Here is a 21,371-nt window from a genome sequence, read left to right as displayed (position 1 = left end):
ACGTAGAGAGGACCCACCACGATGCGGGAGCCGCAGTTCGGGCGGGCGGTGGCCGCCGCCACCTCCGTCGCCACCTCCCTCGGGCTGGACGCCGACGAAGCGGTCGTCCTCCACGACTCGAACAGGCTCACCCTGCGCCTGCTGCCCTGCGACGTCCTGGCCCGGGTGGCTCCGGCGGAGCACGGCGTGGCGCGGTACGAGGTCGAACTCGCCCTGCGGCTCGCCGCCACCGGGAGCCCCGTGGCCGCGCTCGACCCCCGCGTGACCCCCGGCGTCCACGAACGCGACGGCTTCGAGGTCACGCTGTGGACCCACCACGCGCCGGTGCCCGCCACGAAGGTTCCCCCACCCGACTACGCCGACGCGCTCGCCCGCCTGCACCACGGCATGCGCGCGGTCGACCACCCCTCGCCCCGGTTCACCGACCGCGTCGCCAGGGCGCGGGGCCTCGTCGCCGACCGCGACCGCACCCCGGAACTGACCGCGCCGGACCGGGAACTGCTCGCTCGGGCCCTGGACGACCTCGAACGAGAGGTCACCGGGCACGGCGCACCGGAACAGCTCCTGCACGGCGAGCCGCACCCCGGCAACCTGCTCGCCACCGCCGTGGGACCGCTCTTCGTCGACCTGGAGACCTGCTGCCGCGGGCCGGTGGAGTTCGACCTCGCCCACGCCCCCGACGAGGTCGCCGCCCACTACCCGGGTACCGACCCCGAACTGCTGCGTGCGTGCCGACTCCTCGTGCTGGCGATGATCACGGCCTGGCGCTGGGACCGGGACGACCAGTTCCCCGACGGCCGTCGGTGCGGCGCGCAATGGCTCGCCCGCCTGAGGGAACAGGTCAGCGCCCCGGACTGAACCCGACGGCGGAAAGAGTCCAATCTCGGTGAAGTGGCCCTTGTCCCACCCCACCGCGCCTGTGAGCATGCGGAACATGGACCAGACCGCACGCACGCGCCTCAAGCAGGCCCAGAGCCAGTTCTCACCCGAGGGCACCTACCTCAACTCCGCCACCCACGGTCTGTTGACCCACCGGGCCCGGCAGGACCTGGAGCGCAACCTCCGGGAAGTGGCCTCCGGGCGGTTCTCCCCCGGCTCCGTCGACGGGGTCGTCGACGCCGCGCGCTCCACCTACGCCCGGCTGGCGGGGGTCGACGCCGACCGGGTCGCCGTGGGCACCCACACCTCGCAGTTCGTCGGGACGGTCGCCGCGAGCCTGCCGCCCGGCTCGGAGGTCCTGCTCGCCGAGGGGGAGTTCACCTCGGTGGTCTTCCCGCTGATGGCCCGGCAGGCGGACGGCGTCCGGGTCCGCGAAGTGCCCTTGGAGCGCCTGCCCGACGAGGTCGGCCCGAGCACCACCCTGGTGGCGGTCGCGGCCGTGCAGTCGGCCACCGGGCTGATCGCCCCGCTCCAGGACCTGCGCGCCGCGTGCGCCGACCACGGTGCCCGCCTCCTGCTCGACACCAGCCAGTCGGCGGGGTGGCTGCCCGTTCCCCTGGACGGCGTGGACTATGTCGTGTGCAGCACCTACAAGTGGCTGCTGGGACCGCGCGGGGCGGCCTTCCTCACCGGGACCGACGAGGCCCTGGCCGCACTCTCTCCCCTGGCGCCCGGCTGGTACGCGGGGGCGGAGCCGTGGGACGCGCTCTACGGTGGGCCGCTGCGGCTGGCCTCGGGGGCGCGACGCCTGGACCTGGCCCCCGTGTGGCCCGCGTGGATCGGTCTGGCACCGGGCCTGGACCTGCTCGCGGAGGTCGGACCGCAGACGGTGCACGAGCACGACGTCGCCCTGGCCGACCGGTTCCGCGACGCGATGGGACTGGAGGGCACCGGTTCGGCGATCGTGTCGCTCCCCGTGCCGGAGGGGACGGCCGAACGCCTCGGTGAGGCGGGGATCGCCGCCGCCGTCCGGGACGGTCGGCTCAGGGTGGGGTTCCACCTGTACAACACGGATGAGGACGTGGACCGCCTGGTCAGCGCACTGACCTGAGAAGCCGGCGCCCCTCCGGGAGGGGCGCCGGCCCGGAGTCAGCCGGTTCGTTCGACCACGAACACGGGGATGACCCGGTCCGTCTTCTTCTGGTAGTCGGCGTAGGGCGGGTAGGCCTCCACGGCGCGGTCCCACCACCGCTGCCGCTCCTCGCCCTGGACTTCCCGGACGCGGGCGGCGAAGGGGGTGGGGCCGTCCTGGAGCGCGACCTCGTCGGGGGCCGCCCGCAGGTTGGCCACCCACGCGGGGTCCTGGGGCGCCCCGCCCTGGGAGCCGATCACCGCGTAGGCGCCGTCGTGCTCCACCCGCATGAGGGCGGACTTGCGGACCTTTCCGCTGCTGCGGCCGCGTGTGCTCAGGATGATCACCGGCATGCCGGTGTCCATCAGCGTGTTGCCCTCCTGACCACCGGTGCGCTCGTAGAGCTCCACCTGGTCTCGGACGAACTTCGACGAACTCGGCTCGTACTCGCCCTGGAGTACGCCACTGGCGGTCATCGCTCTCCCCGGTGTTCGGCTACGGAGTCCACCCCCGATCGTGCCATGCCCGTCCCCCGCGGTGGAGGCCGACTCGCCTCCCTTCCCGAGGGCCCCCGTCAGAAGCCCTGATCGCAGAAGGGGGCCTCAGGCCGGAAGAGGGCCGTGTCCAGGCCGAACACCGATCCCGGGGTGTGTTCGGTGATCAGCCCGGTGCGCAGGTAGCCGGAAAGGGTGTTCGCGCCCAGATGGACGGCGCCCAGGTGGGACACGTCCAGCGACAGGTCCGGGGCCCGCGAGGTGCGTTCGCAGGTGGCTCCGTTCCGGTCCGCGCGCAGCCTCCAGCGGCCCTCGTTCCAGGGCGCGTGCCGGTCCGAGACCTCCAGGACCACGTCCGCCGGGACGGCGTAGGAGCGCTCCGCGAGGGCCCCGGGCACGTCCACCAGCCGCACCCACAGGGAGTCGTCGAACCGGGTGACCAGCCGCTTGGGATCCGCGAGCAGGAAATGGAGCGGGTCGTCCTGCGCCATGCTCTCGAAGACCAGCTGGGTGACGAGGTCCCGGCTGAACAGGTGCTCGTACAGGGCGGTCCAGGCCTTCGGTGTGGTGGCCACAGCCTCCTCCACGTGCAGTCGGGCGCAGGGGTTGGCGTTCTCCCAGCGGTCCCGGGTGCGGTGGAGCGCGTACCCCAGTGGTCCTTCCGGACCGTGTACCACGGCCGCCTTGAGAGAACTCCTCCCCGCGCGGGCGTCGGGGGTGTCCGCCAGAGCGCGCTCCCAGAACGCCGGGGAGCGCTGGAGTCGACCGACCTGCCGAGCGGTCGCGGCTGCGTGGACGCGCTCCAGGTCCGAACGGGCCCGCGAGGCGCGGACGAGCTCCACGGAGAGATCGGCGCCGCGAGGCGCGTCGGGGCGCAGGCGAGCGTGGGCGTAGGCCAGTTCGCCCTTGTACTCGCTGTTGGCGGGACCATAGCCGAAGCGGCCGTAGATAGAGCCCTCGGAGGCCCACAGGATCGCGAGGTTCTCGCCCCGGTCGCGGATGTCCGCGAGCTGGCGGCGGATCAGGGCCGTGAGCACACCCTGGCGACGGCGGGTGGGCCACACGCCGACCCCGGTGATCCCCGCGACCGGCCGGGAGCCACCAGGGAGCGTCATCCGGAAGGAGAACGCGTTGACCGAGCCGATGACCCGGCCGTCCCTGACGGCACGTTCGTCCTCAGCGTCCCGTTCGGATCGGCCTGACTCGATGGCCACCAGCAGGCGCCCGAAGTCGTCTTCGGCCAGCAGCGGTGTGAGACGTGCCAATGAGGTGGCACGGTCATCGGAGACCACGAGTGCCTCCCCCACGGTCTCGACGACAGCGGGGAAGTCGTCCTCGCCACCGGAGCGAATGCTCCAGTCACGTCCCAAGGCGGCCTCGTCCATGTCGTCGTTCCCTCCGATGTGCGTCCCGCGCCCGATCAACCAGCGTGGGCTCGTTCTACCAGTCGGCTGGGGAGGGCAGCCAGCGGATTTACGCGGCGCACGACACAAGCGTGTGAAGAGGCGAACCGGCCCCGGGACCCCACCCCACGTGTTCTAGCGGGGTCCCTTTCACCGTTGCGCACAGGACGCGTTCGGGTCAGAGGCTGACGTTGATGGGATCACTGACCAGACCGACGAGGCTGCCCCCGACCCCGATCCCGATGAGAGATCCGGCGGCGGCCGCCGGCGCGGAGAGCCCTGCGGTCAGGGCAGCGATCAGGGCGAACACGGTGATGATGCGGCGCATCGGTCTCCTCAAAGGTCGTTCCGGGGTTCCTCCAGCCCCAGAGTTCCCCCGCCACACAGGCATGAAAACACCTGCAACAACACCTCACGTGACCTCAAGGTGAGTCAGGCCGCGAGTCGCCCGGGGCCCGGTTGCCCGGCCAACGGAGGAAGGACCGTGGCGCGGAGGTTCACCTCGATGGGCCGGATCATCGACCCACCGTGGCATCGGCCTCTCCCGTCCACGCCCGGTGGGCTCACGAGGACCGCGCGCTCGCCGTCCAGGTGGACGATGGGATGCCCCGGCGCGCACAGTTCACTCGACCAGGGCACCCGTATCCCATCGGCCCTCTAGAAGATGACCCCGCAGAAGGGTGCGTCGATCCGGTGCAGGGCCGTGTCCAGACGGGCCACGGCGCCCGGGGTGTGCTCGGTGATCAGGCCCGCGCGCCGGAAGCTGGTGAGCGTGGTCTGGCCGAGGTGCGCGGCGCCGAGGTGGGACACGTCCAGGGACAGGTCCGGGTCCGCGTCGGTGAGTTCCACGCGGGCGCCGTCGGTGTCGGCCTTGATCCGCCACCGTCCCGCGTTCCACGGCGCGTAGCGGTCGGTGACGGCCACGACCCCCTCGAAGGGCGCCGCGTAGGGGCGCTCGGAGAGGGCCCCGGCCAGATCCACCAGCCGCACCCACAGGGAGGTGGAGTGCTTGGCCACCGCACGGCCACGGTCCGGGAGGAGGTGGTGGAGCGGGCAGTCCACGGGCAGGAACGGGAAGTACACCTTGGCGACGAGGTCCCGGCTGAACAGGTGCTCGAACAGGGCGGCCCAGGCGGCGGGGGTGGTGGCGGTGATCTCCTGGACGTGCGCCTCCCCTTGAGCGCCGTCCTCCTCCCACCTGGCCTTGACCCGGTACAGGGCGTACCCGAGGGGCCCGTCCGGGCCGCCCACGACGGCCGCCATCAGCGGGGCCTTGTCGCCCCGTCGGACGGGGCCGTCGTACAGCGCGCGGTCCCACCAGGGCTTGGTGCGGCGGAACTGGCCGACCTGGACCTCACAGACCGCCTCGTGCACGCGTTCGAGGTCGGTACGCACCCGCTCCGGTTCGCGCAGGACCACGCGCAGGTCCGGGTCGCGGGGCGCCTCGGCGCGCAGCGCGCCGTAGGGGCGGGTGAGGGTCGTGTCCAGTTCCGTACAGGCGTTGCCGTAGCCGAAGCGCTCGTAGATGGACCCCTCGGAGGCCCACAGCGCGGCGTAGCGCACGCCCGCCGCGTGGATGTCGGCGAGCTGGCGGCGCATGAGGGAGCTGAGCACCCCCCTGCGGCGGTGGGTGGGCCACACCCCCACGCCGGTCACCCCGGCCACGGGGACGCGGCCGGACGGCATGGTCATCTCGAAGGGGAAGTGGTTGGTGGTGCCGATGACCTCGCCCTCGGCCTCGTCCACGGCGATCAGGGCCCGTTCGTAGCCCAGCTCGTCGTGCAGCGGTCTCATCCGCTCCAGCAGGCTGTCGACGTCCTCCGGGAACAGCAGGCTCTGCCCGAAGACCCTGGCCGCCTGGGCGAATTCCTCGGCGTCGGTGTGGCGTACGGTCCAGCCCTGGTGGGGTGCGGAGGAGTCCGCCCTCGTCTTGTCACTCATGACTCAGGCTTACCAGTGGTCACGAACCCGCGGCCACTGGTTTTGGGCGTGGTGAGGACCTCCTGCGACGTAGTCGGGGGCGGTGTGAGTAAGGCGGGCGGGGGTGGGGCACGCTCTGGTCGTGACGACACGACGAAACCCCTCCCCCTCCCCCACGCTGGTCGTCGGGGTGGACGCGGGGGGCACCACCACCCGTGCCCTGGTGACCACACTGACCGGCGAGCGCCGGGGCGAGGCCAGGTCCGGGGGCGCCAACCCCAACACGCACGGCCCCGAGGTGGCCGCGGAGCGGCTGACCGAGGCGATCGGTTCCGCGCTGGACCGGGCGGGTCCCGGGGCACGCGACGCCGTGGCCGCCAGCGTGGTCGGGCTGGCCGGGTACTCCGGGCTGCGCGACGTCAGCGTGCGCGCCCGGTTGGACAAGGCGCTCGCCAAGGCGGGGCTGAACCCCACCGGTGAGGAGTTCTCCGGGGACGACACCGTGGCCTTCGCCTCGGGGACCTCCGAGCGCGACGGCACGATCCTCATCGCGGGGACCGGGGCGATCGCCACCCGGATCGAGGCCCGGACCCGCGGCAGGTCGGCGGACGGCATGGGCTGGCTGATCGGCGACGAGGGATCGGCGTTCTGGATCGGCCACCAGGCGGCCCGGGAGACCGCGCGCCAGTTAAGTCGCGGCGGCGATCTCAGCCCCCTGGCCCGCACGGTGGCCAAGCGGGTGATCCCCGGTCAGCGGCCGAGCGGCCCCGACCAGTGGCCCGAGGAGCACGCCCGCAACTTCGCCCGCACCCTCACCGCGGCCCCGCCGATCAGTCTCGCCGAGCTCGCTCCGTTGGTCTCGGAGGCGTTCCTGGTCGGCGACCCGGCGGCCGTGGTGATCGTGAACGCCGCCGCCGGTCACCTGGCGCAGTCCGTGCACCAGGTGCGGGTACCCGGGGAGCACCTGCCGGTGGTCCTGTCCGGGGGCGTGCTCACCCGTTCGGGTCCGGTGAGGGAGGCGCTGACGCACAAGCTCACCATGGGGACCGGCGCGCCGGTGCTCCTGGCCGGGAGCACGTCGGGCGGCGCCGCCTGGTTGGCGGCCCTGCGTGCGGGCGCCAGCGAGCGCGACGTGGACCTGCACGGCGCGTTCACCCGCCCGGAGGGGTGGTCCGGGGACTGAGTCCCACCCCGGTTTGCCCGGCGCCGTCACGGCACCCTACTGTGTGTCCGGTTAGGTTTACCTAACCCAAACAGAGGAGGCGTCGTGACGGAGCGGCAGGAGCGTCCGAGAAGGACGACCGTGCACACGGGACGGGTCGAGCGTGTGGAGCGGCTGACCCCGCACATGGTGCGGGTGGTCCTGGGCGGCGGGGGGTTGTCCGGCTTCGCCACGAACGGCTGGTCGGACAGCTACGTGAAGCTGCTGTTCCCGGCTCCGGAACCGGGTGACCCCGAAACCTACGACCTCGACGCGATCCGGGCCGAGCGCCCCCGCTCGGAGTGGCCGGTCACCCGTACCTTCACCGTGCGGTCCTGGGACGCCGCGACCCACGAGATGACCATCGACTTCGTGTACCACGGCGAGGTCGGTCTCGCCGGGGTGTGGGCCGCTGGCGCCCGCCCCGGCGACCGGCTCCGCCTCCTCGGCCCCGGCGGCGGTTTCGCCCCCGACGCCGAGGCCGACTGGCACCTGCTGGCCGGGGACGAGAGCGCCCTGCCCGCCATCGCCGCCAGCGTCGAGGCCCTGCCCGAGGGCCGCCCCGCGCACGTGTTCGTCGAGGTCGACAACGCGGCCGAGGAGCAGCGCCTCACCGATCGCCCGGACGTTCATGTGACCTGGTTGCACCGCGACGGCGGCGTCCCGGGGTCCCTGCTGGTCCCGGCCGTGCGCGGGCTGGAGTTCCCGTCCGGGGAGGTGCGGGCCTTCGTGCACGGCGAGGCGAACTTCGTCCGTGACCTGCGCCGTCTGCTCCGCGTCGACCTGGCCCTGCCCAAGGAGCACCTCTCGGTCTCCGGTTACTGGCGGCTGGGCCGCGACGAGGACGGCTGGCAGGCCTCCAAGCCGGAGTGGAACCGGAGTGTGGAGGCCGAGGAGGCCGCCGCTCTCGGCGCGCCCTGAACCCGGTTCACAGGTCCAGGGCGTCCAGCGCGATCAGGTAGCCCTCGTTGAAGGTCGGGAACTGCGGGACGGTGTCGCGCAGGGCGGCGATCGGCAGGCCCAGGCGGATCGCGAGCGCGGCGGTGTGGATCCACTCCGAGGCCTGCGGCCCGAACGCCCAGGCCCCCACGAGCACACCGTGTTCGCGGTCGGCGACCAGCCCCAGCGAGCCGCGCGGGTCGGTCTCCATGGTCCAGGGACGGGCCAGCGCGGCGGTCAGGTCCGTCTCGGAGGTGGTCACGTCGATCCCCTGGTCCCGGGCCTGCGCGGAGGTCAGGCCGACGGCGGCGATCTCCGGGTAGGAGAACACCACCCGGGGGACTCCGGTGTAGTCGGCGACGTGGTCGGTGCCGAGGACGTTGTCGCTGATCACCCGCCCCTGGTACTTGGCCACGTGGGTGAACATCGAGCGGGCCGTGACGTCCCCGGCGGCCCACAGCCCGGGCGCGACCCGGCAGTGGTCGTCCACCGGAAGGGCCTTTCCGTCCAGTTCGACGCCGAGCTCGGCCAGCCCGAGCTGGTCGCCCCGGGGCTCCCGCCCGGTCGCCAGGACCATCACGTCGGCCCGAACCCGTTCGCCTCCGGACAGCACGGCGAGGACTCCGTCGCCGTCCCTCGTCACGGACGTGACCTGGCTGCCCAGGTGCACCGTGGTGCCGTCCCGTTCGAACTGGTCGCTGATCAGCTCGCACAGCCGGGGTTCCTCGCGGTCCAGCAGCCGGGGTCCGCGCTGGACCACGGTGACGCGGGTGCCCATCCGCGCCAGGAAATGGCCCAGTTCGACACCGACCGCGCTGCCCCCGACCACCAGCGCGCTGCCGGGGATCTCGGTGAGGGTGGTGGCCTCCCGGTTGGTCCACAGCACGTCCGGGCCCAGGTCCTCCAGGCCCCCGATCGGCGGGACCAGGACCCCCGATCCCGTGGAGACCACCACGTGGTCGGCGGTGTGCTCGGCGTCGCCGACAGCCACGCGCCAGGGGTCTCGGCCGACGATCCGCGCGTCGCCGCGCAGGACCAGGGCACCGCGTTCCTCGTAGCCCTCCGCCTGCTTGGAGTCGTCCAGGTGGCGGATCATCTGGTCGCGGTAGGCGCGCAGGGCGGGCCACTCCAGGGCCGCCTCTCCGACCCCGGCGGCCCCGTCCGCCTCGGCGCGCACCTCGGGTGGGCGCAGCAGGGTCTTGGTGGGGACGCAGGCCCAGTAGGCGCACTCGCCTCCGATGAGGTCGCGTTCGACCACAGCCACCCGCTGACCGGCGGTGAGCAGACGGTCCGTGACCGTCTCCCCTCCGGGCCCCATGCCGATCACGATCGCGTCCAGGTGTTCCATGTTGCTCGCTCCGCCCGTGGTCCGGTGGTTCACTCCCCGATGGTGTCCGGCCGCGCCGGGCCGGAGGGGAACCGACACGCGTGTCGGTTCCCCGGACGGAGCGATCCCACTCCGGATCGCGCCGCCTGATCCGTCCGGCCCCGGCTCCGGTGGCACGGCGCGCCGTTCCCGGCCGCGCACGCGGGACCCTCCCGGGCGTGATGGAATAGCCGATCGGCGCAGACCTCCTCCGCGTCTGCTCGCCCCGCACCTCACCTCGTCACCCCGTACCGCGCTTCGTCGCGCACCGCACAAGGGACCTCCGCACGGCCATGTCCACGCTCGACCTGCTTCTCCTCCTCGACCTCCTCGGTGTTTTCGCCTTCGCGCTCGATGGATCGTTGACGGCGATCCGCACCGCGCGGGTGGACATCGTCGGGGTCATGGTGCTGGGGATGGTGACCGCCCTCGGCGGCGGCATCATCCGCGACGTCCTGCTGGGCGAGACCCCGGCCACCTTCCAGGACTGGCGGTACCTGGTGACGGCGCTGGCCGGAGGGACCCTGGCCTTCTTCCTCAGCCGTCAGCTCACCCACCTGAGCAAGCCGATCCTGGTGTTCGACGCCGCCGGGCTCAGCCTGTTCGCCGTGATCGGGGCGACCAAGGCGCTGGAGTTCGGCTTCGGGCCGCTCCAGGCCGTGCTGCTGGGCGTCATCACGGGTGTGGGCGGCGGCACCATCCGGGACGTGCTGCTCAACCGCGTGCCCACGGTGCTCAGCGCCAACTCGCACCTGTACGCGATCCCGGCGCTGGTCGGGGCGTCGTTCGTGGTGCTCGTGGACCTGACCGGATTCGGCCCGGGCTGGATCGCGGTGATCGGTTCACTGCTGTGCCTCACCCTGCGCCTCCTGGCCCTGCGCTACCGCTGGAACGCCCCGAACCCGCCCGGCGCTCCCCCGCTGTAGGGGTCAGGACTGGACGGTGACCTGCCACAGGTGCCCGTCGGGGTCGGCGCAGACACCGTCGTAGCCCCACGGCCGCCGCTCGGCCGCGTTGACCACCTCCCCTCCCGCCTCGCGGACGCGGTCCAGCAGCGCGTCGACGTCCGCCTCGGTGGGCACCACCCTGGTCATCAGGCACTCGCTGGTCCCGGGCCGGGCGACCTGGCGCGTCTCCCCCAGGACCCAGGCGAGGCCGTCCGCGGGAATCAGTGTCAGCACGGCGTGGTCGTCGACCCGGATCCGCAGCGGTTCGGGCGCTCCGTCCTCGGCGGGCTCCCCCAGGGCCTCGAACCCGAAGGCCTCGCGGTAGAAGACCATCGCTCGCCACCGGTCGGCGATGGGGAGGGCGATCTCGAAGGGGTTCGTGGTCATGGTCGTCCGTTCGTCGGGCTCGGCGTCCGTGATGTCACGGAGCATGGTCACCAGTACCGACCGCCGGTGTCGTCGAAACTCATCGGGCCGGAGCCGCCCCCTTCCGGCGGATCAACGCGGGAGTCGGGTCCGGAGGCTGCGGGCGGCGGTGCGGCGCAGGGTGGCGACCATGCCGGGGACCGGTGCGGGCGGGCGCGGACGGTGCACGGTGTAGATCTCCCGAGCCAGCCGGGCGCCGTGCAGGGGTCGGCTGACCCAGCCTCCGCCGTGCGACGCGTCGAGGATGCTCTGGGGGATGAGGGCGATCCCCACCCCGGCCGTGATGAGCGCCAGGGCCACCTCGTAGTCGCGGGTCTCGTAGGCGACGGTCAGGCGCACCCCGGCCGCCGCCGCGACGGTGTCCAGGCTGACCCGGTTGTGGATGCCGGGGGCGCCGCAGATCCACTCCTCGTCGGCCAGGTCCGCCAGGGAGTGTTCGGCGTCGGTGACGGGGTGTCCGGTGGGCGCCACCACCAGGAGGGGGTCCACCAGGAGGCGTTCGCGGTGCAGACCGTCTGCGCGCGGCAGCGGCACCCCGGGGTAGCGGTGGGTGATGAGCAGGTCGAGGTCGCCGGAGGTGACCAGCCCGGGGCCGCCCGGCGGTTCGATGTCGGACAGCGACAGCCGCACGTGGGGGTGTTCGTGGCCGAAGGCGGCGAGCGCCCCGGGGAGCAGGACCTTCCCCGCGCTGGCGAAGGCCCCCAGGGACAGGCGGTCGGCGCGGTCGCCCGCGACGGCGCCGATGGCGGCCTCGGCGTCGCGGAGTTCGCCCAGGACCCGTTCACCGTGTTCGAGCAGGACCTCGCCCGCCCTGGTCAGGGTGGCTCCGGTGCGGCCGCGTTCCACCAGGCGGGTGCCGACCTCGCGTTCCAGCTTGGTGAGCTGCTGGGACAGGGCGGGCGGGGTGAAGGAGAGCCGGTCGGCGGCGGCCGCGATCGACCCGGCGTGCGCGATCTCCACGAGTACGCGCAGACGGTTGGCGTCCAGCACGCGACCACCTCTTCCCTCCAGGCACGACGCGGAACGTACAGGACAAAGTCTGACACAAAGGTCCGCTTGGCCCTCCTTAGCAGTCTCCACTTTGCGTTCCTGGTCAGGAGCGGCAGAGTGGGAGCATGAGCACCACGACCGCGCCCGCCGTACCCACGGCCACCGACGTCCGAGCCGCCGCCGAACGCATCGCGCCGTACGTCCGACGAACCCCGGTCATGCGTGCCGAGATCGACGGTCGTCCCCTGACCCTGAAGCTGGAGCACCTCCAGCGCACGGGAGCGTTCAAGCTCCGCGGCGCTCTCAACGCCCTGCTCGGCGGTGAGCCCACCGACCGGGTGATCACCGCCTCCGGTGGCAACCACGGCCTCGGCGTGGCCACGGCCGCGAGCATGCTGGGCGTGCACGCCACGGTGTACGTTCCCGAGACGGTGCCCGAGGCCAAGGCGGAGCCGCTGGCGGCCACCGGCGCGGAGATCGTCCGGGTCGGCGAGCAGTTCGCGGTGGCGGCCGAGGCCGCCGTGGCCCGCGCGGAGTCCGAGGGCGTGCGCTACCTGCACGCCTACGACGACGCGCTGGTGGTGGCCGGTCAGGGGACCGTGGGCCTGGAGATCACGGCCGACGCCCCCGAGTGCGACTCGATCGTGGTCGCGGTGGGCGGTGGCGGGCTGGTCGCGGGGGTGCGGCTGGGCGCCGGGGGCCGCCGTGTGGTCGGGGTCGAGCCCGAGGGCTGTCAGAGCCTGGGGGCGGCGCTGGCGGCCGGACAGCCGGTCCGGACCCCCGTGGACTCGGTCGCCTCCTCGGCCCTGGGCGCGGCCGTCCTGGGCCGGGTGCCCTTCGAGGTGCTGCGTCAGCGTCCGGTGACGCCCGTACTGGTCAGCGACGCCGAGATCATCAGCGCCCAGACCCGTCTGTGGCAGGAGTTCCGTATCGCCGCCGAACCCGCCGCGGCCGTCCCCTTCGCCGCTTGGCTGGCCGGACGCGTGCCCGGCGACAACCCCTGCCTGGTGGTGTGCGGAGCCAACGCCGACTGGCGCCTGCACGGCTGAACTCCGCGTCCGCACGACGCCTCCAACCTCCCAATTCGTCACGATTTGGTCTGATACGTGACGTGCGGCACTCTGTGTTCCGCCGGTCATCATTACCGGCGAGTCACCCTTACATTGAGGTCGGCCACGTCCGACAACACAAGGGAGAACACGTGCTCTACGGTGCGTTGCGGCAGACCGCGGCGGTACTCGCCCGGACCCTGTGCCGACCGACCATCGAGGGCCGTGAGAACGTCCCAACCACCGGTGCGGTCCTGCTCGCCAGCAACCACCTGTCGTTCGTGGACAGTGTCGTCATCCCCCTGTCGGTCACCCAGCGCCCCGTGCGCTTCCTCGCCAAGTCCGACTACTTCGAGGGCACCGGGATCAAGGGGCGGGTCACCCGGACCGTGTTCGGTTCCCTGGGCGCCATGCCGGTCCAGCGCGGCAACGCACGCGACGCCATGGTGTCGCTGGAGATGATGCTGGACCGCCTCAACGAGGGCGAGGCCTGTGTGGTCTATCCCGAGGGCACCCGTTCCCGTGACGGCCGCCTGTACCGGGGCCGCACCGGAGTCGCCCACCTGGCCCTGGAGTCCAAGGCGCCCATCGTGCCGGTCGCGGTCTCGGGCACCCAGCAGGTCCAGCCCATCGGCGCCAACATGCCGCGCCCCCGCCCCTTCACCGTGCGCTTCGGCGAGCCGATGGACTTCTCGACCGGCTTCGACAGCATGGCCCCCGGCAAGGCCCGCCGGGTGATCACCGACGAGGTCATGGACGCCATCCACGCGCTGTCCGGCCAGGAGCGGGCCAACGAGTACAACAGCTACGGCGGCGACGAGTAACGAGCGGGGTCGGGCGAAGGCGAAGCGGGTCCCGACAGGGTCCCTCCCGCCTTCGTGTCACCGCGTCCTCAGTCGCGCGCGAGGACCCCGCCCCGCTGGCGGAGGGGCTGACCGCATCCAGCCAACTGGGCCTGGTTCTGGCGCACGGACGGTTCCACGCCGCGGTCGACCGCCCCGCCCGAGCTCCTGGCCGGGGTCCACGGGGCGTAGGACACCAACGGTTCAAGAAATCGCAAAACACCAGTCCACGGCTTGATAGGCAAGTAAGCACTTGCCTATAGTGAGCGCGTGTCCGACGAACTGTTCAAGGCCCTGGCCGATCCGACCCGGCGACTGATCCTCGACGAACTCGGTGAACGGTCCGGGCAGACCCTGTTCGAACTCTGCACCCGGCTGATCACCAAGCACCAGCTCAACATGTCACGCCAGGCGGTCTCCCAGCACCTCGCGGTCCTGGAGGGTGCCGGACTGGTCGAGAGCAGGCGCGAGGGGCGCTACAAGTTCCACACCATGAACCCGGCACCGCTCACGCACATCGTCGAGCGGTGGCTCGGGCCGGACCGACCGGAGAGCGACTCATGAGAATCCACATCAACAGCGTCTTCGTGGACAGCCAGGTCAAGGCCCTGGACTTCTACACCAACGTCCTGGGCTTCCGGAAGAAACACGACGTACCACTGGGCGCCCCCGAGGAGGAGAACCGCTGGCTGACCGTGGTCTCGCCCGAGGACCCCGAGGGTGCCGAACTCCTGCTGGAGCCCTCCGGCCACCCCGCCGTGGGCCCGTACCGGGAGGCGCTGGTCAACGACGGCATCCCGGTGACCCAGTTCCAGGTGGACGACGTCCACGCCGAATATGAGCGACTGCGCGCGCTCGGGGTCACCTTCACCCAGGAGCCGCTCACCATGGGCCCGGTCACCACCGCCGTGCTGGACGACACCTGCGGGAACCTCATCCAGCTCGTCACCCCCGCCTAGTTCCCGCGCGGATCCGTCAGTGGTGGGCGCCGTGGTCCGCCTCGTCCGGGGTCGGGCCGGTCATCTCCTGCACGGGGACGTCCAGCTCGATCTCGGTTCCGCTGGCGAAGCCCAGCGTGACGGTGACGGAGTCCCCGACGAAGAGGGGTTCGGGGATGTCGTTGACCATGACGTGATAGCCGCCGTCGACGAAGGTGGTGGTACCGCCCGCGGGGACGGGGATCTCGTCGAGGGTCCGCATCACGGCGGCGCCCGAGTCGGAGGTCTCGGTCGTGCACAGTTCGGCGTCGGGCGAGGCGTCGGTGCGCACGTCGACCACGGCGTCCGCGGTGGAGGCGTCGGTGTTGGTGATCGCCATGTAGACGACACCGACCTCGAGGTTGGCCGGTTCGGGCATCCAGGCGTCCTCGACGATGAGCGCGTCGACCTCGGCGCCGCCCCGTTCGGGCGTCTCGACGACGGCCTCCCGCACGGCGGTGTCCGTGGAGCAGCCCGTGACGAACAGTGCCAGGGCCAGCAGGGTCAGGGTGTGTGTCTTCATGATGGTGTCCTGTGTGTCGGTCGGCCGGTCACCAGAGGGTGTGGGCCGGGTGGGAATCGAGGGCTGGCGGCACCGCGAAGACGGCGCTCCCCTCGTGTCGGACATAGGTGTTGAGGGCGTCCCCGCCCCGGTCGAGTTCGTTCTGGACGGCGGTGAAGCCCGTGCGCGGGTCGGCCTGCCAGGCGGTGAACAGCAGCCCGGCCTCGCGCTGACCGCCCCTCCAGCCGAGGTCGTAGTTGAACCCGCGCCGCAGCATGCGTGCGCCGAGGGTGCGTTCCGGACTGGCCAGGCGGATGTGGGCGTCGGCCGGGACCACCGGGTGACCGTCCGCGTCCCTGGCGGCGAGGTCGGGGAGGTCGTCCTCCCGATCGCGCCCCAGGGGCGCGCCGTCCGACAGGCGTCGGCCGATCACGCGCTCCCGGGCCTCGGGCGCGAGGTCGAACCAGTCGTCCAGCAGCATGCGGACGCGCCGCACCACCACGTAGCTCCCGCCGTCCATCCACGCGGTGTCCGGCTCGGGGTGCGCGGCCAGGACCTGGGGGCCGAACGCCGCCTCCGAGGGCTCGGGGTTGACCGTGCCGTCGACCTGGCCCATGAGGTTGCGCGGGGTGGCCGAGGCGTCCCGGGCGGTGGCGGCGGCGCGCTGGAACCCGGGCAGGGACCAACGCACGGCGGCCCGGTCGCGGACCAGCCCGAGCAGGTGCTCCACGGCGGCGCTGACCACGAGCGGGTCCTCGGCTCCCACGTGCAGCATCAGGTCGCCCCCGCACAGGGCGGGGTCGAGCCGGTCCGACGCGAACGCGGGCAATTCCTCCAGGGGTGCGGGTCGCCGGTCGCCCAGGCCGGCCCGGTCCAGCAGGGCTCCGCCCAGGCCGAGGGTGACCCCCAGTGAGGCGGGGCTCAGTCCCTGGGTGGGCGCGCCGGGCGCGAGTGCGGCCAGCCCCCTCTCGTGCAGTTCACGGGCGTGCTCACCCCAGAGGGCCAGGACCTCGCGGGCCTGTTCGGAGACCTCTCCGGGTTCCTCGGCGCGCAGGTCCACGGCGACCACGTGGACGTGGGCCGGTGTGGGGGTGAGCAGCGCGGGCGGACGCCCGTCCTCCGGTCCGCTCCGGGACAGCGTCAGGTCGCGGGCCGGGTCCTCCCCTCCGGGAACGCGCGCGGCCCCGGCGCCCAGCAGCCCCCCGGTGGTCAGGCCCACGGCACCGGCGGCGCCCAGGCCCGCGAGCAGGCCGCGCCGGGAGACCCCCGTCCTGGGGCTCACAGCAGTTCCGAGCGCAGAACGGGCAGCAGCGGGGCGATGTCGTCGGCGCCCACGCCCTCGTCGAACATGCCCGCCGCCTCACCGCCGGGGGTCAGCACCAGGATGCGGCCGCCGTGCGAAACGAGGTACTCGCCCTCGGTGACCTCGGGGGCATCGATGGGCACGCCGTAGTCCAGGGCGGCCTGCACGGTGTCGTCCACGTCCCCGCGCACGCCCTGGAAGTCCGGGTCGAAACGGTCCAACCAGGAGCGGAGCTGGGCGTCAGTGTCGCGCTGGGGGTCGCTGCTCACCATCACCACGTCGAACCCGTCGGCGTCCTCTCCGGCCTGTTCCAGGGCGACGTTGATCTCGGCCATGGTCATCGGGCACACGTCCGGACAACTCGTGTAGCCGAAGAACAGCAGGGTGAGCCGGTCGTCAGCGACGTCGGTGAACCCCCAGGGCTCCCCGTCGACGGTGGCGAGCTCGATACCGGACGCGGCCATGGGCTGGTCGGAGAGGTCGAGGTAGTGCTCCGCCTCCGCCAGGTCGGGCCCTCCGCAGGCGGTGGCGGCCACCAAGGCGGCCGCTGCGACCGCGAGAGCGCGGATCGGGAGTCGGGTTCTCATCGGGTGGTTCCTCACGGGACGGTGGTTCGAACGGGTGGGACACGGGGGGTCGGCGAGCGCGGCGCTCACGCCGCCTCCCGCACCAGGCGGGCCAGGTCGCGGCGGCCCCGGGCCACCCGCGAGCGGACCGTGCCGATCGGGACGCCGGTGAGCGCCGCGACCTCGGCGTAGGGCAACCGCTGGACCTGGGTGAGGACGAAGGCGGTGCGCCGGTCCTCGGGCAGGTCCTCCAGCAGGGAGACCAGGGCGAGGTACTCGTCGAACCGCCCGGGCTCAGCCGAGTCGGCGCCGAGCACCCGCTCCCAGTCGTCGACCGGTTCCGTGCGGGGTGAGCGCTCGCGGCTGCGGTAGCGGTCGGCGACGGTGTGGCGGGCCACGGACAGCAGCCAGGCCCGCACGGGGGCCCGTCCGGCGTATCCGGGCAGCCCGCACATGGCTCTGTGGAAGGTCTCTTGAGTGAGGTCCTCGACCCAGGCGGGTTCGACCCTGCGCGCGATGTAGCGGACCACGTCGGCGCGGGTCAGGGTGAACAGGGCGTCCATCGCCCCGGGAACCCCCGCTCTGGCGCGCTGGGCCAGCGGGGCCAGGTCGGGGGGTGTGTGGACCGTGGTGAAAGCGTCACTACGGGTCATGAGTCTCGTGCTTTCTGTCACCGCCCGCGCGGCCGCCCCGCCGTCTCTGGACAGCGGGGGCCGCGGGGTGTTCTGGGCAGGTGGCGCCGAGGGCACCACGGGGGACACCGGGAGGACGGCCTGACGACGCCGGGTGCTCCATGCCCCGGCGCGGTGGAAACCTCGGTCAGGCGGCCAGAACGGGCGGTGGTCCGCGCAGGACGCGGGAGTGGCACAGATAGGGCGGGCGCGGGCGCGGGTGCTGGTCAGCGGAGGAGAACCGCACGGACGTGGTGGCCCGTGTGCTCGGAACGGCGCCGACCACCAGCAGCAGCGGGATCAGCGAGAGCGCCATGAACCGCAGGAAGGCGAAGAGGGCGTTCTCACCCAGGTGCAGCCACCAGGCACTGACCAGGGCCATCACCAGGTGCATCGAGATCATCGCCCAGGCGGGCATCGGGTCCTGGACCAGGACCGCCCCGGTGTGGTCGGCGTGGCCCGCCGCCTGGGTGTAGGAGAAGGTCACGTGCAGGGCGAGCTGGCCCCACAGCATCCACGCGGTGAGCATGCCGGGGCCGTGCCTGCGGCCCGACAGCACCCACGCCACGGCGAGGACCACGGCCGTGCCCAGCAGGAGGCCGGTGAGGGGGACGTCGTGCCCCGAGCTCACCACATGGCCGACCGCGGACAGGCTCACGCACACCAGGGTGAACACCCCGGTGCGCAACGGTCGGCACAGTTCGCTCTCGGACATGGTCCCCACATCGTCGCACCCGTCGCCGCGCGGCCGCCAGGGGGGTGGGGATCGCCGGGCCCCGGCGCGAGGTCCTCCACTATGCTCGCTTGCGTCCCCGGAGTCAGAACAGAGGTCGCCCGTGTCCGTCTCCCCGCTCACCCTGCTGAACGAGTGGAGTGCCCGCACCAACGAGGCTCCGCTGCGTGAGTTCCTGCTGGTCGGGACGGTGATGGATCTTTCCGCCCTGGAGTCGGGGCTGGTGCCCGCCGCCCAGGACCTGGGGGCGTCCGTCACGGTGCTCGGCACCGCCGCTGAGGAGGCCTCCGTACGGCGCCCGGACCGCACCTACGCGCTGACCGACCGGCCCGTGCCCGATCTGGCCCTGCTCCTGGGTGACGAGCACGTTGTGGCCGCCTTCGGTTCCGGTGCCCCCACCACCGAGGACCGCGTCTGGACGGTACTGCGCGGCGGCCCCGACGGGGTTCCGTGGGCGCTCGCCGAACTGGGCGCGTGGCTCGCCTCCTGCGCGAGCCGGATCACCCTGCCCGTGTCCCTGGCCGAGCGACTGGCCGCCCTCGCCGAACGGCTGGAGGACCTGCTGCTCACCAACCCGACGGAAACTTCCGTCCGGGTGGTGCACAACCTGGACGCCCCGCTCCTGTCACACCTGCCCGAGGGGCCGGTCGACGAACTCACCCTGCACGCGCCGCTGCGCGGCTACGACGCCCCGGCGCTGGCCGCCCTCACCGAGCGTCTGTCCCCGGCCCACGTGCGCCTGGGCGTGCCCGGATCGTGGGCGGTGCAGGACCGTGAGGACGCGGCCCGTTCCCTGGCCGAGGCCGGGACGGAGGCGGCCGTGAACCCCGTGGCCGAGGGGTTCCCCGAGCACGGCGGGCTGGTCGAGTGGCAGGTGGGCGACCAGCGCTCCGCGCTCACCTGCGGCGCCAACCTGGCCGCGCTCACCGGAACGGCCTCCTCAGGGGCGGGTCTGGAACTGGGCCTGGTCGTCCCCGCCGTCCCCTCCCCCGAACCCTCCGAGGTGGCCGCCCCCACCGGGGACGACGGCCACCTGTCGCGCGTGGCCGCCGAACTGGAGGCCTCGGGCTGGACCCTGGAGTACGACTCCGGCACGTACAGGGTCCGCGGCGCCTTCACCAACCCGGTGCCGGTCGCCGCGCAGGTCGTCGAGTTGCTGGAAGCCCAAGCGGACCCCCTCTTCGTGCACGCCGAGGGGCCCAAGGGGTGGGCGCTCATCGTGTGGAAGCGGCCGAGTCTGCTGCTGGCCTCCGCCCCCAGGGGCAGCGCCTGGCGCCTGTACCGGGTGGACCCGCCCGCCACCCCGTCCTCCCGTCTGGGCGGTGGCGAGGGGTTGTCGCGGGTCGGTCTGACCCGCACCAGCGCCCCGCTGCACCGGGTCCCGCACCGGGACGTGATCGCCTTCCTGGAGTCCCTGGGCACCGACCACATCTCGCTGCTGGAGAGCGTCGGCCACCTCACCAAACCGCTCTGAGCGCCCGCACGGCCCGGGTTCGTTCCGCTGAGACGGGATTTGGGGTCATCCGAGAAGGAACCTCCGGAACCGTCGCCACGGTGGGCCACATCCCCACTGTGGCGTCGGTCCTGGCTCACTGACCTCCCCGTTCGAAGCCGTGAGGGTGCTCGAAGCTGGTGGGAACGGGCGCTAGGCTCTGGGCTCATGCGGATTCTCGTGTTGGGCGGTACCTCGTTCGTCGGTCGGGCGATCGTCGACGACGCGCTGCGGCGCGGACACGAGGTCACGCTCTTCAACCGGGGACGGACCGCGCGGGGACTCTTCCCCCGGGCCGGGCTCCTGTTGGGGGACCGCGAGGAGGGCGACCACACCGCCCTGGCCGGGGGCTCCTGGGACACGGTCGTCGACGTCAGCGGGTTCGTGCCCAGACACGTGCGGCAGGCCCATGAGGTACTGGGCGACCGCGTGGGCCGGTACCTGTTCGTGTCCAGCAACGCCGTCTACGCTCCCGGCGCCGGTCCCGGGGCGGACGAGTCGGCTCCCCTCCACGTTCCCGAATGGGACACCGAGGAGGTCGGCCGGGAGACCTACGGTCCGCTCAAGGTCGCCTGTGAGCGGGAACTGGGCTCCCGGTACGGCGAGCGCGCCACCATGGTGCGGCCCGGGATGCTGGCCGGACCGCACGACAACGTCAACCAGTTCACGTACTGGGTGCGCCGGGCCGCGCGCGGCGGCAAGGTCGTCCTGCCTGCGGACCCCGGGCAGCCGGTGCAGCTCCTTGACGTGCGGGACCTGGCCCGACTCGTCGTGCTGTTGGCTGAGGACGACCGCGGCGGCGTGTTCAACGCCATGGGACCGGCCGAACCGCTCACCCTGATGGAGATGCTGCGCACCTGCGCCCGAGCTGCGGGGAGCGAGGTGGAACCGGTTCTGGTGCCGCCGGAGACGATCAAGGCCCGTTTCCCGCTGGTACGGCCCGATCCGGTGTGGGAGCAGACCTTCCAGCGCGACTTCGGCCGGGCGCGGGAGGCCGGGCTGCCCTCGACCCCGCTGGCCACCACCGCCGCCGACGTACTGGCCTGGGACCGTCAGAGCGGCGAACCGCCGCTGGGCGTGGGCCCCTCGGAGCAGGTCGAACGCACCCTGCTCTCCTACGTTCAGGGCGCCTGACGCCCACGGCGACGCGGCGGCAGGGTTGGGGAGGGGCCCCGTTCCCGCCCGAGCAGCGCACTCTGGCGCTTCGCCGCGTCCCGCTCGCCCTTTCGTGTCCTTCGTGCCAGGCGGCCGATTGTGGCCACGGGGCGCGGTCTCCAGGTCCGGAACCCGGCCAGACGCCCACGCAGGGCGCCCACCGGGCCGCTCGGGGCCACGGCCCCGTGTTCGGGCTCCCCCACCGGCCGCTGAGCGGCGCGGTCGACCTCGGCCACACGTGCGTGCAGGCGGTCCCTGACCTGTTCGGGGGTGTAGGCGCGGCGCTCGCGTTCGGCACGCGCTATCGCCACTCCGGTGGCCGCCACACCCACGAAGGCGGCCACTCCCAAGGCCTTCCACCACTTCATGCTCATAGGCTAGTGC

At 72.6% G+C, this 21,371-nt stretch carries 24 protein-coding genes; 11 read left to right on the top strand and 13 right to left on the bottom strand.

The annotated features are described in order from the left end of the window. The first annotated feature begins 21 nt into the window (after positions 1-21). Both D452_RS0105530 and D452_RS0105525 read left to right on the top strand, forming a co-directional pair. A complete protein-coding gene (locus D452_RS0105530; protein WP_017543152.1) occupies positions 22-858 on the top strand; it encodes an aminoglycoside phosphotransferase family protein in 837 nt (278 codons plus the stop codon). A 76-nt stretch (positions 859-934) separates the two neighbouring features. Continuing rightward, positions 935-1,990: an aminotransferase class V-fold PLP-dependent enzyme gene (locus D452_RS0105525; RefSeq protein WP_017543151.1), complete on the top strand. Its 1,056-nt coding sequence runs from the start codon at positions 935-937 to the stop codon at positions 1,988-1,990. Between the two features lie 38 nt (positions 1,991-2,028). Here the strand turns inward: D452_RS0105525 and D452_RS0105520 are convergent, their stop codons facing one another. From D452_RS0105520 to D452_RS0105505, 4 genes are all read right to left on the bottom strand, one after another. Next, complete coding sequence (locus tag D452_RS0105520; protein WP_017543150.1) at positions 2,029-2,487, bottom strand: nitroreductase family deazaflavin-dependent oxidoreductase; 459 nt, start codon at positions 2,485-2,487, stop codon at positions 2,029-2,031. Positions 2,488-2,585: 98 nt separating this feature from the next. Continuing rightward, positions 2,586-3,890, bottom strand: a complete 1,305-nt coding sequence (locus D452_RS0105515) for a GNAT family N-acetyltransferase (RefSeq protein ID WP_026128995.1) — start codon at positions 3,888-3,890, stop codon at positions 2,586-2,588. Positions 3,891-4,086: 196 nt separating this feature from the next. Further along, positions 4,087-4,236: a hypothetical protein gene (locus tag D452_RS30655; protein ID WP_017543148.1), complete on the bottom strand. Its 150-nt coding sequence runs from the start codon at positions 4,234-4,236 to the stop codon at positions 4,087-4,089. 329 nt (positions 4,237-4,565) lie between these two features. Beyond that, positions 4,566-5,849 (bottom strand): GNAT family N-acetyltransferase, encoded by a 1,284-nt coding sequence (locus D452_RS0105505; RefSeq protein WP_017543147.1) that lies wholly within the window; start codon positions 5,847-5,849, stop codon positions 4,566-4,568. Positions 5,850-6,018: 169 nt separating this feature from the next. Between D452_RS0105505 and D452_RS0105500 the strand changes: the two genes are divergently transcribed. Both D452_RS0105500 and D452_RS0105495 read left to right on the top strand, forming a co-directional pair. Further along, positions 6,019-7,011: an N-acetylglucosamine kinase gene (locus D452_RS0105500; protein ID WP_017543146.1), complete on the top strand. Its 993-nt coding sequence runs from the start codon at positions 6,019-6,021 to the stop codon at positions 7,009-7,011. A gap of 84 nt (positions 7,012-7,095) precedes the next feature. After that, positions 7,096-7,950: a siderophore-interacting protein gene (locus D452_RS0105495; protein ID WP_026128994.1), complete on the top strand. Its 855-nt coding sequence runs from the start codon at positions 7,096-7,098 to the stop codon at positions 7,948-7,950. Positions 7,951-7,957: 7 nt separating this feature from the next. Here D452_RS0105495 and D452_RS0105490 read toward each other — a convergent pair whose 3' ends face one another. Continuing rightward, positions 7,958-9,316, bottom strand: a complete 1,359-nt coding sequence (locus D452_RS0105490; protein WP_026128993.1) for a dihydrolipoyl dehydrogenase family protein — start codon at positions 9,314-9,316, stop codon at positions 7,958-7,960. 311 nt (positions 9,317-9,627) lie between these two features. On the opposite strand from D452_RS0105490, the gene D452_RS0105485 reads away from it, so the two are divergent. Next, entirely contained in the window at positions 9,628-10,260 is a 633-nt protein-coding gene (locus tag D452_RS0105485; RefSeq protein ID WP_017543143.1) for a trimeric intracellular cation channel family protein, read from the top strand. Positions 10,261-10,263: 3 nt separating this feature from the next. On the opposite strand, the gene D452_RS0105480 is transcribed toward D452_RS0105485, so the two are convergent. Together D452_RS0105480 and D452_RS0105475 are read right to left on the bottom strand one after the other, a co-directional pair. Beyond that, positions 10,264-10,713, bottom strand: a complete 450-nt coding sequence (locus tag D452_RS0105480) for a VOC family protein (protein ID WP_239646326.1) — start codon at positions 10,711-10,713, stop codon at positions 10,264-10,266. Positions 10,714-10,779: 66 nt separating this feature from the next. Next, positions 10,780-11,697, bottom strand: a complete 918-nt coding sequence (locus D452_RS0105475; protein WP_017543141.1) for a LysR family transcriptional regulator — start codon at positions 11,695-11,697, stop codon at positions 10,780-10,782. 125 nt (positions 11,698-11,822) lie between these two features. On the opposite strand from D452_RS0105475, the gene D452_RS0105470 reads away from it, so the two are divergent. From D452_RS0105470 to D452_RS0105455, 4 genes are all read left to right on the top strand, one after another. Continuing rightward, complete coding sequence (locus D452_RS0105470; protein WP_017543140.1) at positions 11,823-12,746, top strand: threonine/serine dehydratase; 924 nt, start codon at positions 11,823-11,825, stop codon at positions 12,744-12,746. 152 nt (positions 12,747-12,898) lie between these two features. After that, on the top strand, positions 12,899-13,570 hold the full coding sequence (locus tag D452_RS0105465) for a lysophospholipid acyltransferase family protein (RefSeq protein WP_017543139.1): 672 nt from the start codon (positions 12,899-12,901) through the stop codon (positions 13,568-13,570). 288 nt (positions 13,571-13,858) lie between these two features. Beyond that, positions 13,859-14,152 carry an ArsR/SmtB family transcription factor gene (locus tag D452_RS0105460; RefSeq protein WP_017543138.1) on the top strand — a complete coding sequence of 98 codons (294 nt, stop codon included), beginning with the start codon at positions 13,859-13,861 and terminating at the stop codon, positions 14,150-14,152. Continuing rightward, positions 14,149-14,547, top strand: a complete 399-nt coding sequence (locus D452_RS0105455) for a VOC family protein (protein WP_017543137.1) — start codon at positions 14,149-14,151, stop codon at positions 14,545-14,547. Before D452_RS0105460 ends, D452_RS0105455 begins: the two co-directional genes overlap by 4 nt. 16 nt (positions 14,548-14,563) lie before the next feature. On the opposite strand, the gene D452_RS0105450 is transcribed toward D452_RS0105455, so the two are convergent. The 5 genes from D452_RS0105450 to D452_RS0105430 form a co-directional block, all read right to left on the bottom strand. Next, positions 14,564-15,088, bottom strand: a complete 525-nt coding sequence (locus D452_RS0105450) for a copper chaperone PCu(A)C (RefSeq protein WP_017543136.1) — start codon at positions 15,086-15,088, stop codon at positions 14,564-14,566. 28 nt (positions 15,089-15,116) lie between these two features. After that, complete coding sequence (locus D452_RS0105445; RefSeq protein ID WP_017543135.1) at positions 15,117-16,349, bottom strand: Dyp-type peroxidase; 1,233 nt, start codon at positions 16,347-16,349, stop codon at positions 15,117-15,119. Continuing rightward, complete coding sequence (locus D452_RS0105440; RefSeq protein WP_017543134.1) at positions 16,346-16,957, bottom strand: SCO family protein; 612 nt, start codon at positions 16,955-16,957, stop codon at positions 16,346-16,348. Before D452_RS0105440 ends, D452_RS0105445 begins: the two co-directional genes overlap by 4 nt. A 65-nt stretch (positions 16,958-17,022) precedes the next feature. Next, positions 17,023-17,589, bottom strand: a complete 567-nt coding sequence (locus D452_RS0105435) for an RNA polymerase sigma factor (RefSeq protein WP_017543133.1) — start codon at positions 17,587-17,589, stop codon at positions 17,023-17,025. Between the two features lie 166 nt (positions 17,590-17,755). After that, positions 17,756-18,322, bottom strand: coding sequence for a hypothetical protein (locus D452_RS0105430; RefSeq protein WP_017543132.1), 567 nt, complete (start codon positions 18,320-18,322; stop codon positions 17,756-17,758). A gap of 121 nt (positions 18,323-18,443) precedes the next feature. Between D452_RS0105430 and D452_RS0105425 the strand changes: the two genes are divergently transcribed. Beyond that, entirely contained in the window at positions 18,444-19,814 is a 1,371-nt protein-coding gene (locus D452_RS0105425; RefSeq protein ID WP_017543131.1) for a hypothetical protein, read from the top strand. Between the two features lie 186 nt (positions 19,815-20,000). Beyond that, positions 20,001-20,966, top strand: a complete 966-nt coding sequence (locus D452_RS0105420; protein WP_017543130.1) for an SDR family oxidoreductase — start codon at positions 20,001-20,003, stop codon at positions 20,964-20,966. Here D452_RS0105420 and D452_RS27750 read toward each other — a convergent pair. Continuing rightward, positions 20,954-21,355: a hypothetical protein gene (locus tag D452_RS27750; RefSeq protein ID WP_086002842.1), complete on the bottom strand. Its 402-nt coding sequence runs from the start codon at positions 21,353-21,355 to the stop codon at positions 20,954-20,956. The two genes, D452_RS0105420 and D452_RS27750, sit on opposite strands and share 13 nt — an antisense overlap. Positions 21,356-21,371 lie beyond the last annotated feature (16 nt).

Origin of the sequence: Nocardiopsis prasina DSM 43845, from assembly GCF_000341265.1 — a bacterium.
GTDB lineage: Bacteria > Actinomycetota > Actinomycetes > Streptosporangiales > Streptosporangiaceae > Nocardiopsis > Nocardiopsis prasina.
Note: the sequence above shows the minus strand (reverse complement) of the source record. Positions and strands in the feature narration are given on the sequence as shown.

Coding starts and splice junctions, on each gene's coding strand:
- D452_RS0105530 (WP_017543152.1), top strand. CDS start 22: ATGCGGGAGCCGCAGTTCGGGCGGGCGGTGGCCGCCGCCACCTCCGTC.
- D452_RS0105525 (WP_017543151.1), top strand. CDS start 935: ATGGACCAGACCGCACGCACGCGCCTCAAGCAGGCCCAGAGCCAGTTC.
- D452_RS0105520 (WP_017543150.1), bottom strand. CDS start 2,487: ATGACCGCCAGTGGCGTACTCCAGGGCGAGTACGAGCCGAGTTCGTCG.
- D452_RS0105515 (WP_026128995.1), bottom strand. CDS start 3,890: ATGGACGAGGCCGCCTTGGGACGTGACTGGAGCATTCGCTCCGGTGGC.
- D452_RS30655 (WP_017543148.1), bottom strand. CDS start 4,236: ATGCGCCGCATCATCACCGTGTTCGCCCTGATCGCTGCCCTGACCGCA.
- D452_RS0105505 (WP_017543147.1), bottom strand. CDS start 5,849: ATGAGTGACAAGACGAGGGCGGACTCCTCCGCACCCCACCAGGGCTGG.
- D452_RS0105490 (WP_026128993.1), bottom strand. CDS start 9,316: ATGGAACACCTGGACGCGATCGTGATCGGCATGGGGCCCGGAGGGGAG.
- D452_RS0105485 (WP_017543143.1), top strand. CDS start 9,628: ATGTCCACGCTCGACCTGCTTCTCCTCCTCGACCTCCTCGGTGTTTTC.
- D452_RS0105480 (WP_239646326.1), bottom strand. CDS start 10,713: ATGCTCCGTGACATCACGGACGCCGAGCCCGACGAACGGACGACCATG.
- D452_RS0105470 (WP_017543140.1), top strand. CDS start 11,823: ATGAGCACCACGACCGCGCCCGCCGTACCCACGGCCACCGACGTCCGA.
- D452_RS0105455 (WP_017543137.1), top strand. CDS start 14,149: ATGAGAATCCACATCAACAGCGTCTTCGTGGACAGCCAGGTCAAGGCC.
- D452_RS0105450 (WP_017543136.1), bottom strand. CDS start 15,088: ATGAAGACACACACCCTGACCCTGCTGGCCCTGGCACTGTTCGTCACG.
- D452_RS0105440 (WP_017543134.1), bottom strand. CDS start 16,957: ATGAGAACCCGACTCCCGATCCGCGCTCTCGCGGTCGCAGCGGCCGCC.
- D452_RS0105435 (WP_017543133.1), bottom strand. CDS start 17,589: ATGACCCGTAGTGACGCTTTCACCACGGTCCACACACCCCCCGACCTG.
- D452_RS0105430 (WP_017543132.1), bottom strand. CDS start 18,322: ATGTCCGAGAGCGAACTGTGCCGACCGTTGCGCACCGGGGTGTTCACC.
- D452_RS0105420 (WP_017543130.1), top strand. CDS start 20,001: ATGCGGATTCTCGTGTTGGGCGGTACCTCGTTCGTCGGTCGGGCGATC.
- D452_RS27750 (WP_086002842.1), bottom strand. CDS start 21,355: ATGAAGTGGTGGAAGGCCTTGGGAGTGGCCGCCTTCGTGGGTGTGGCG.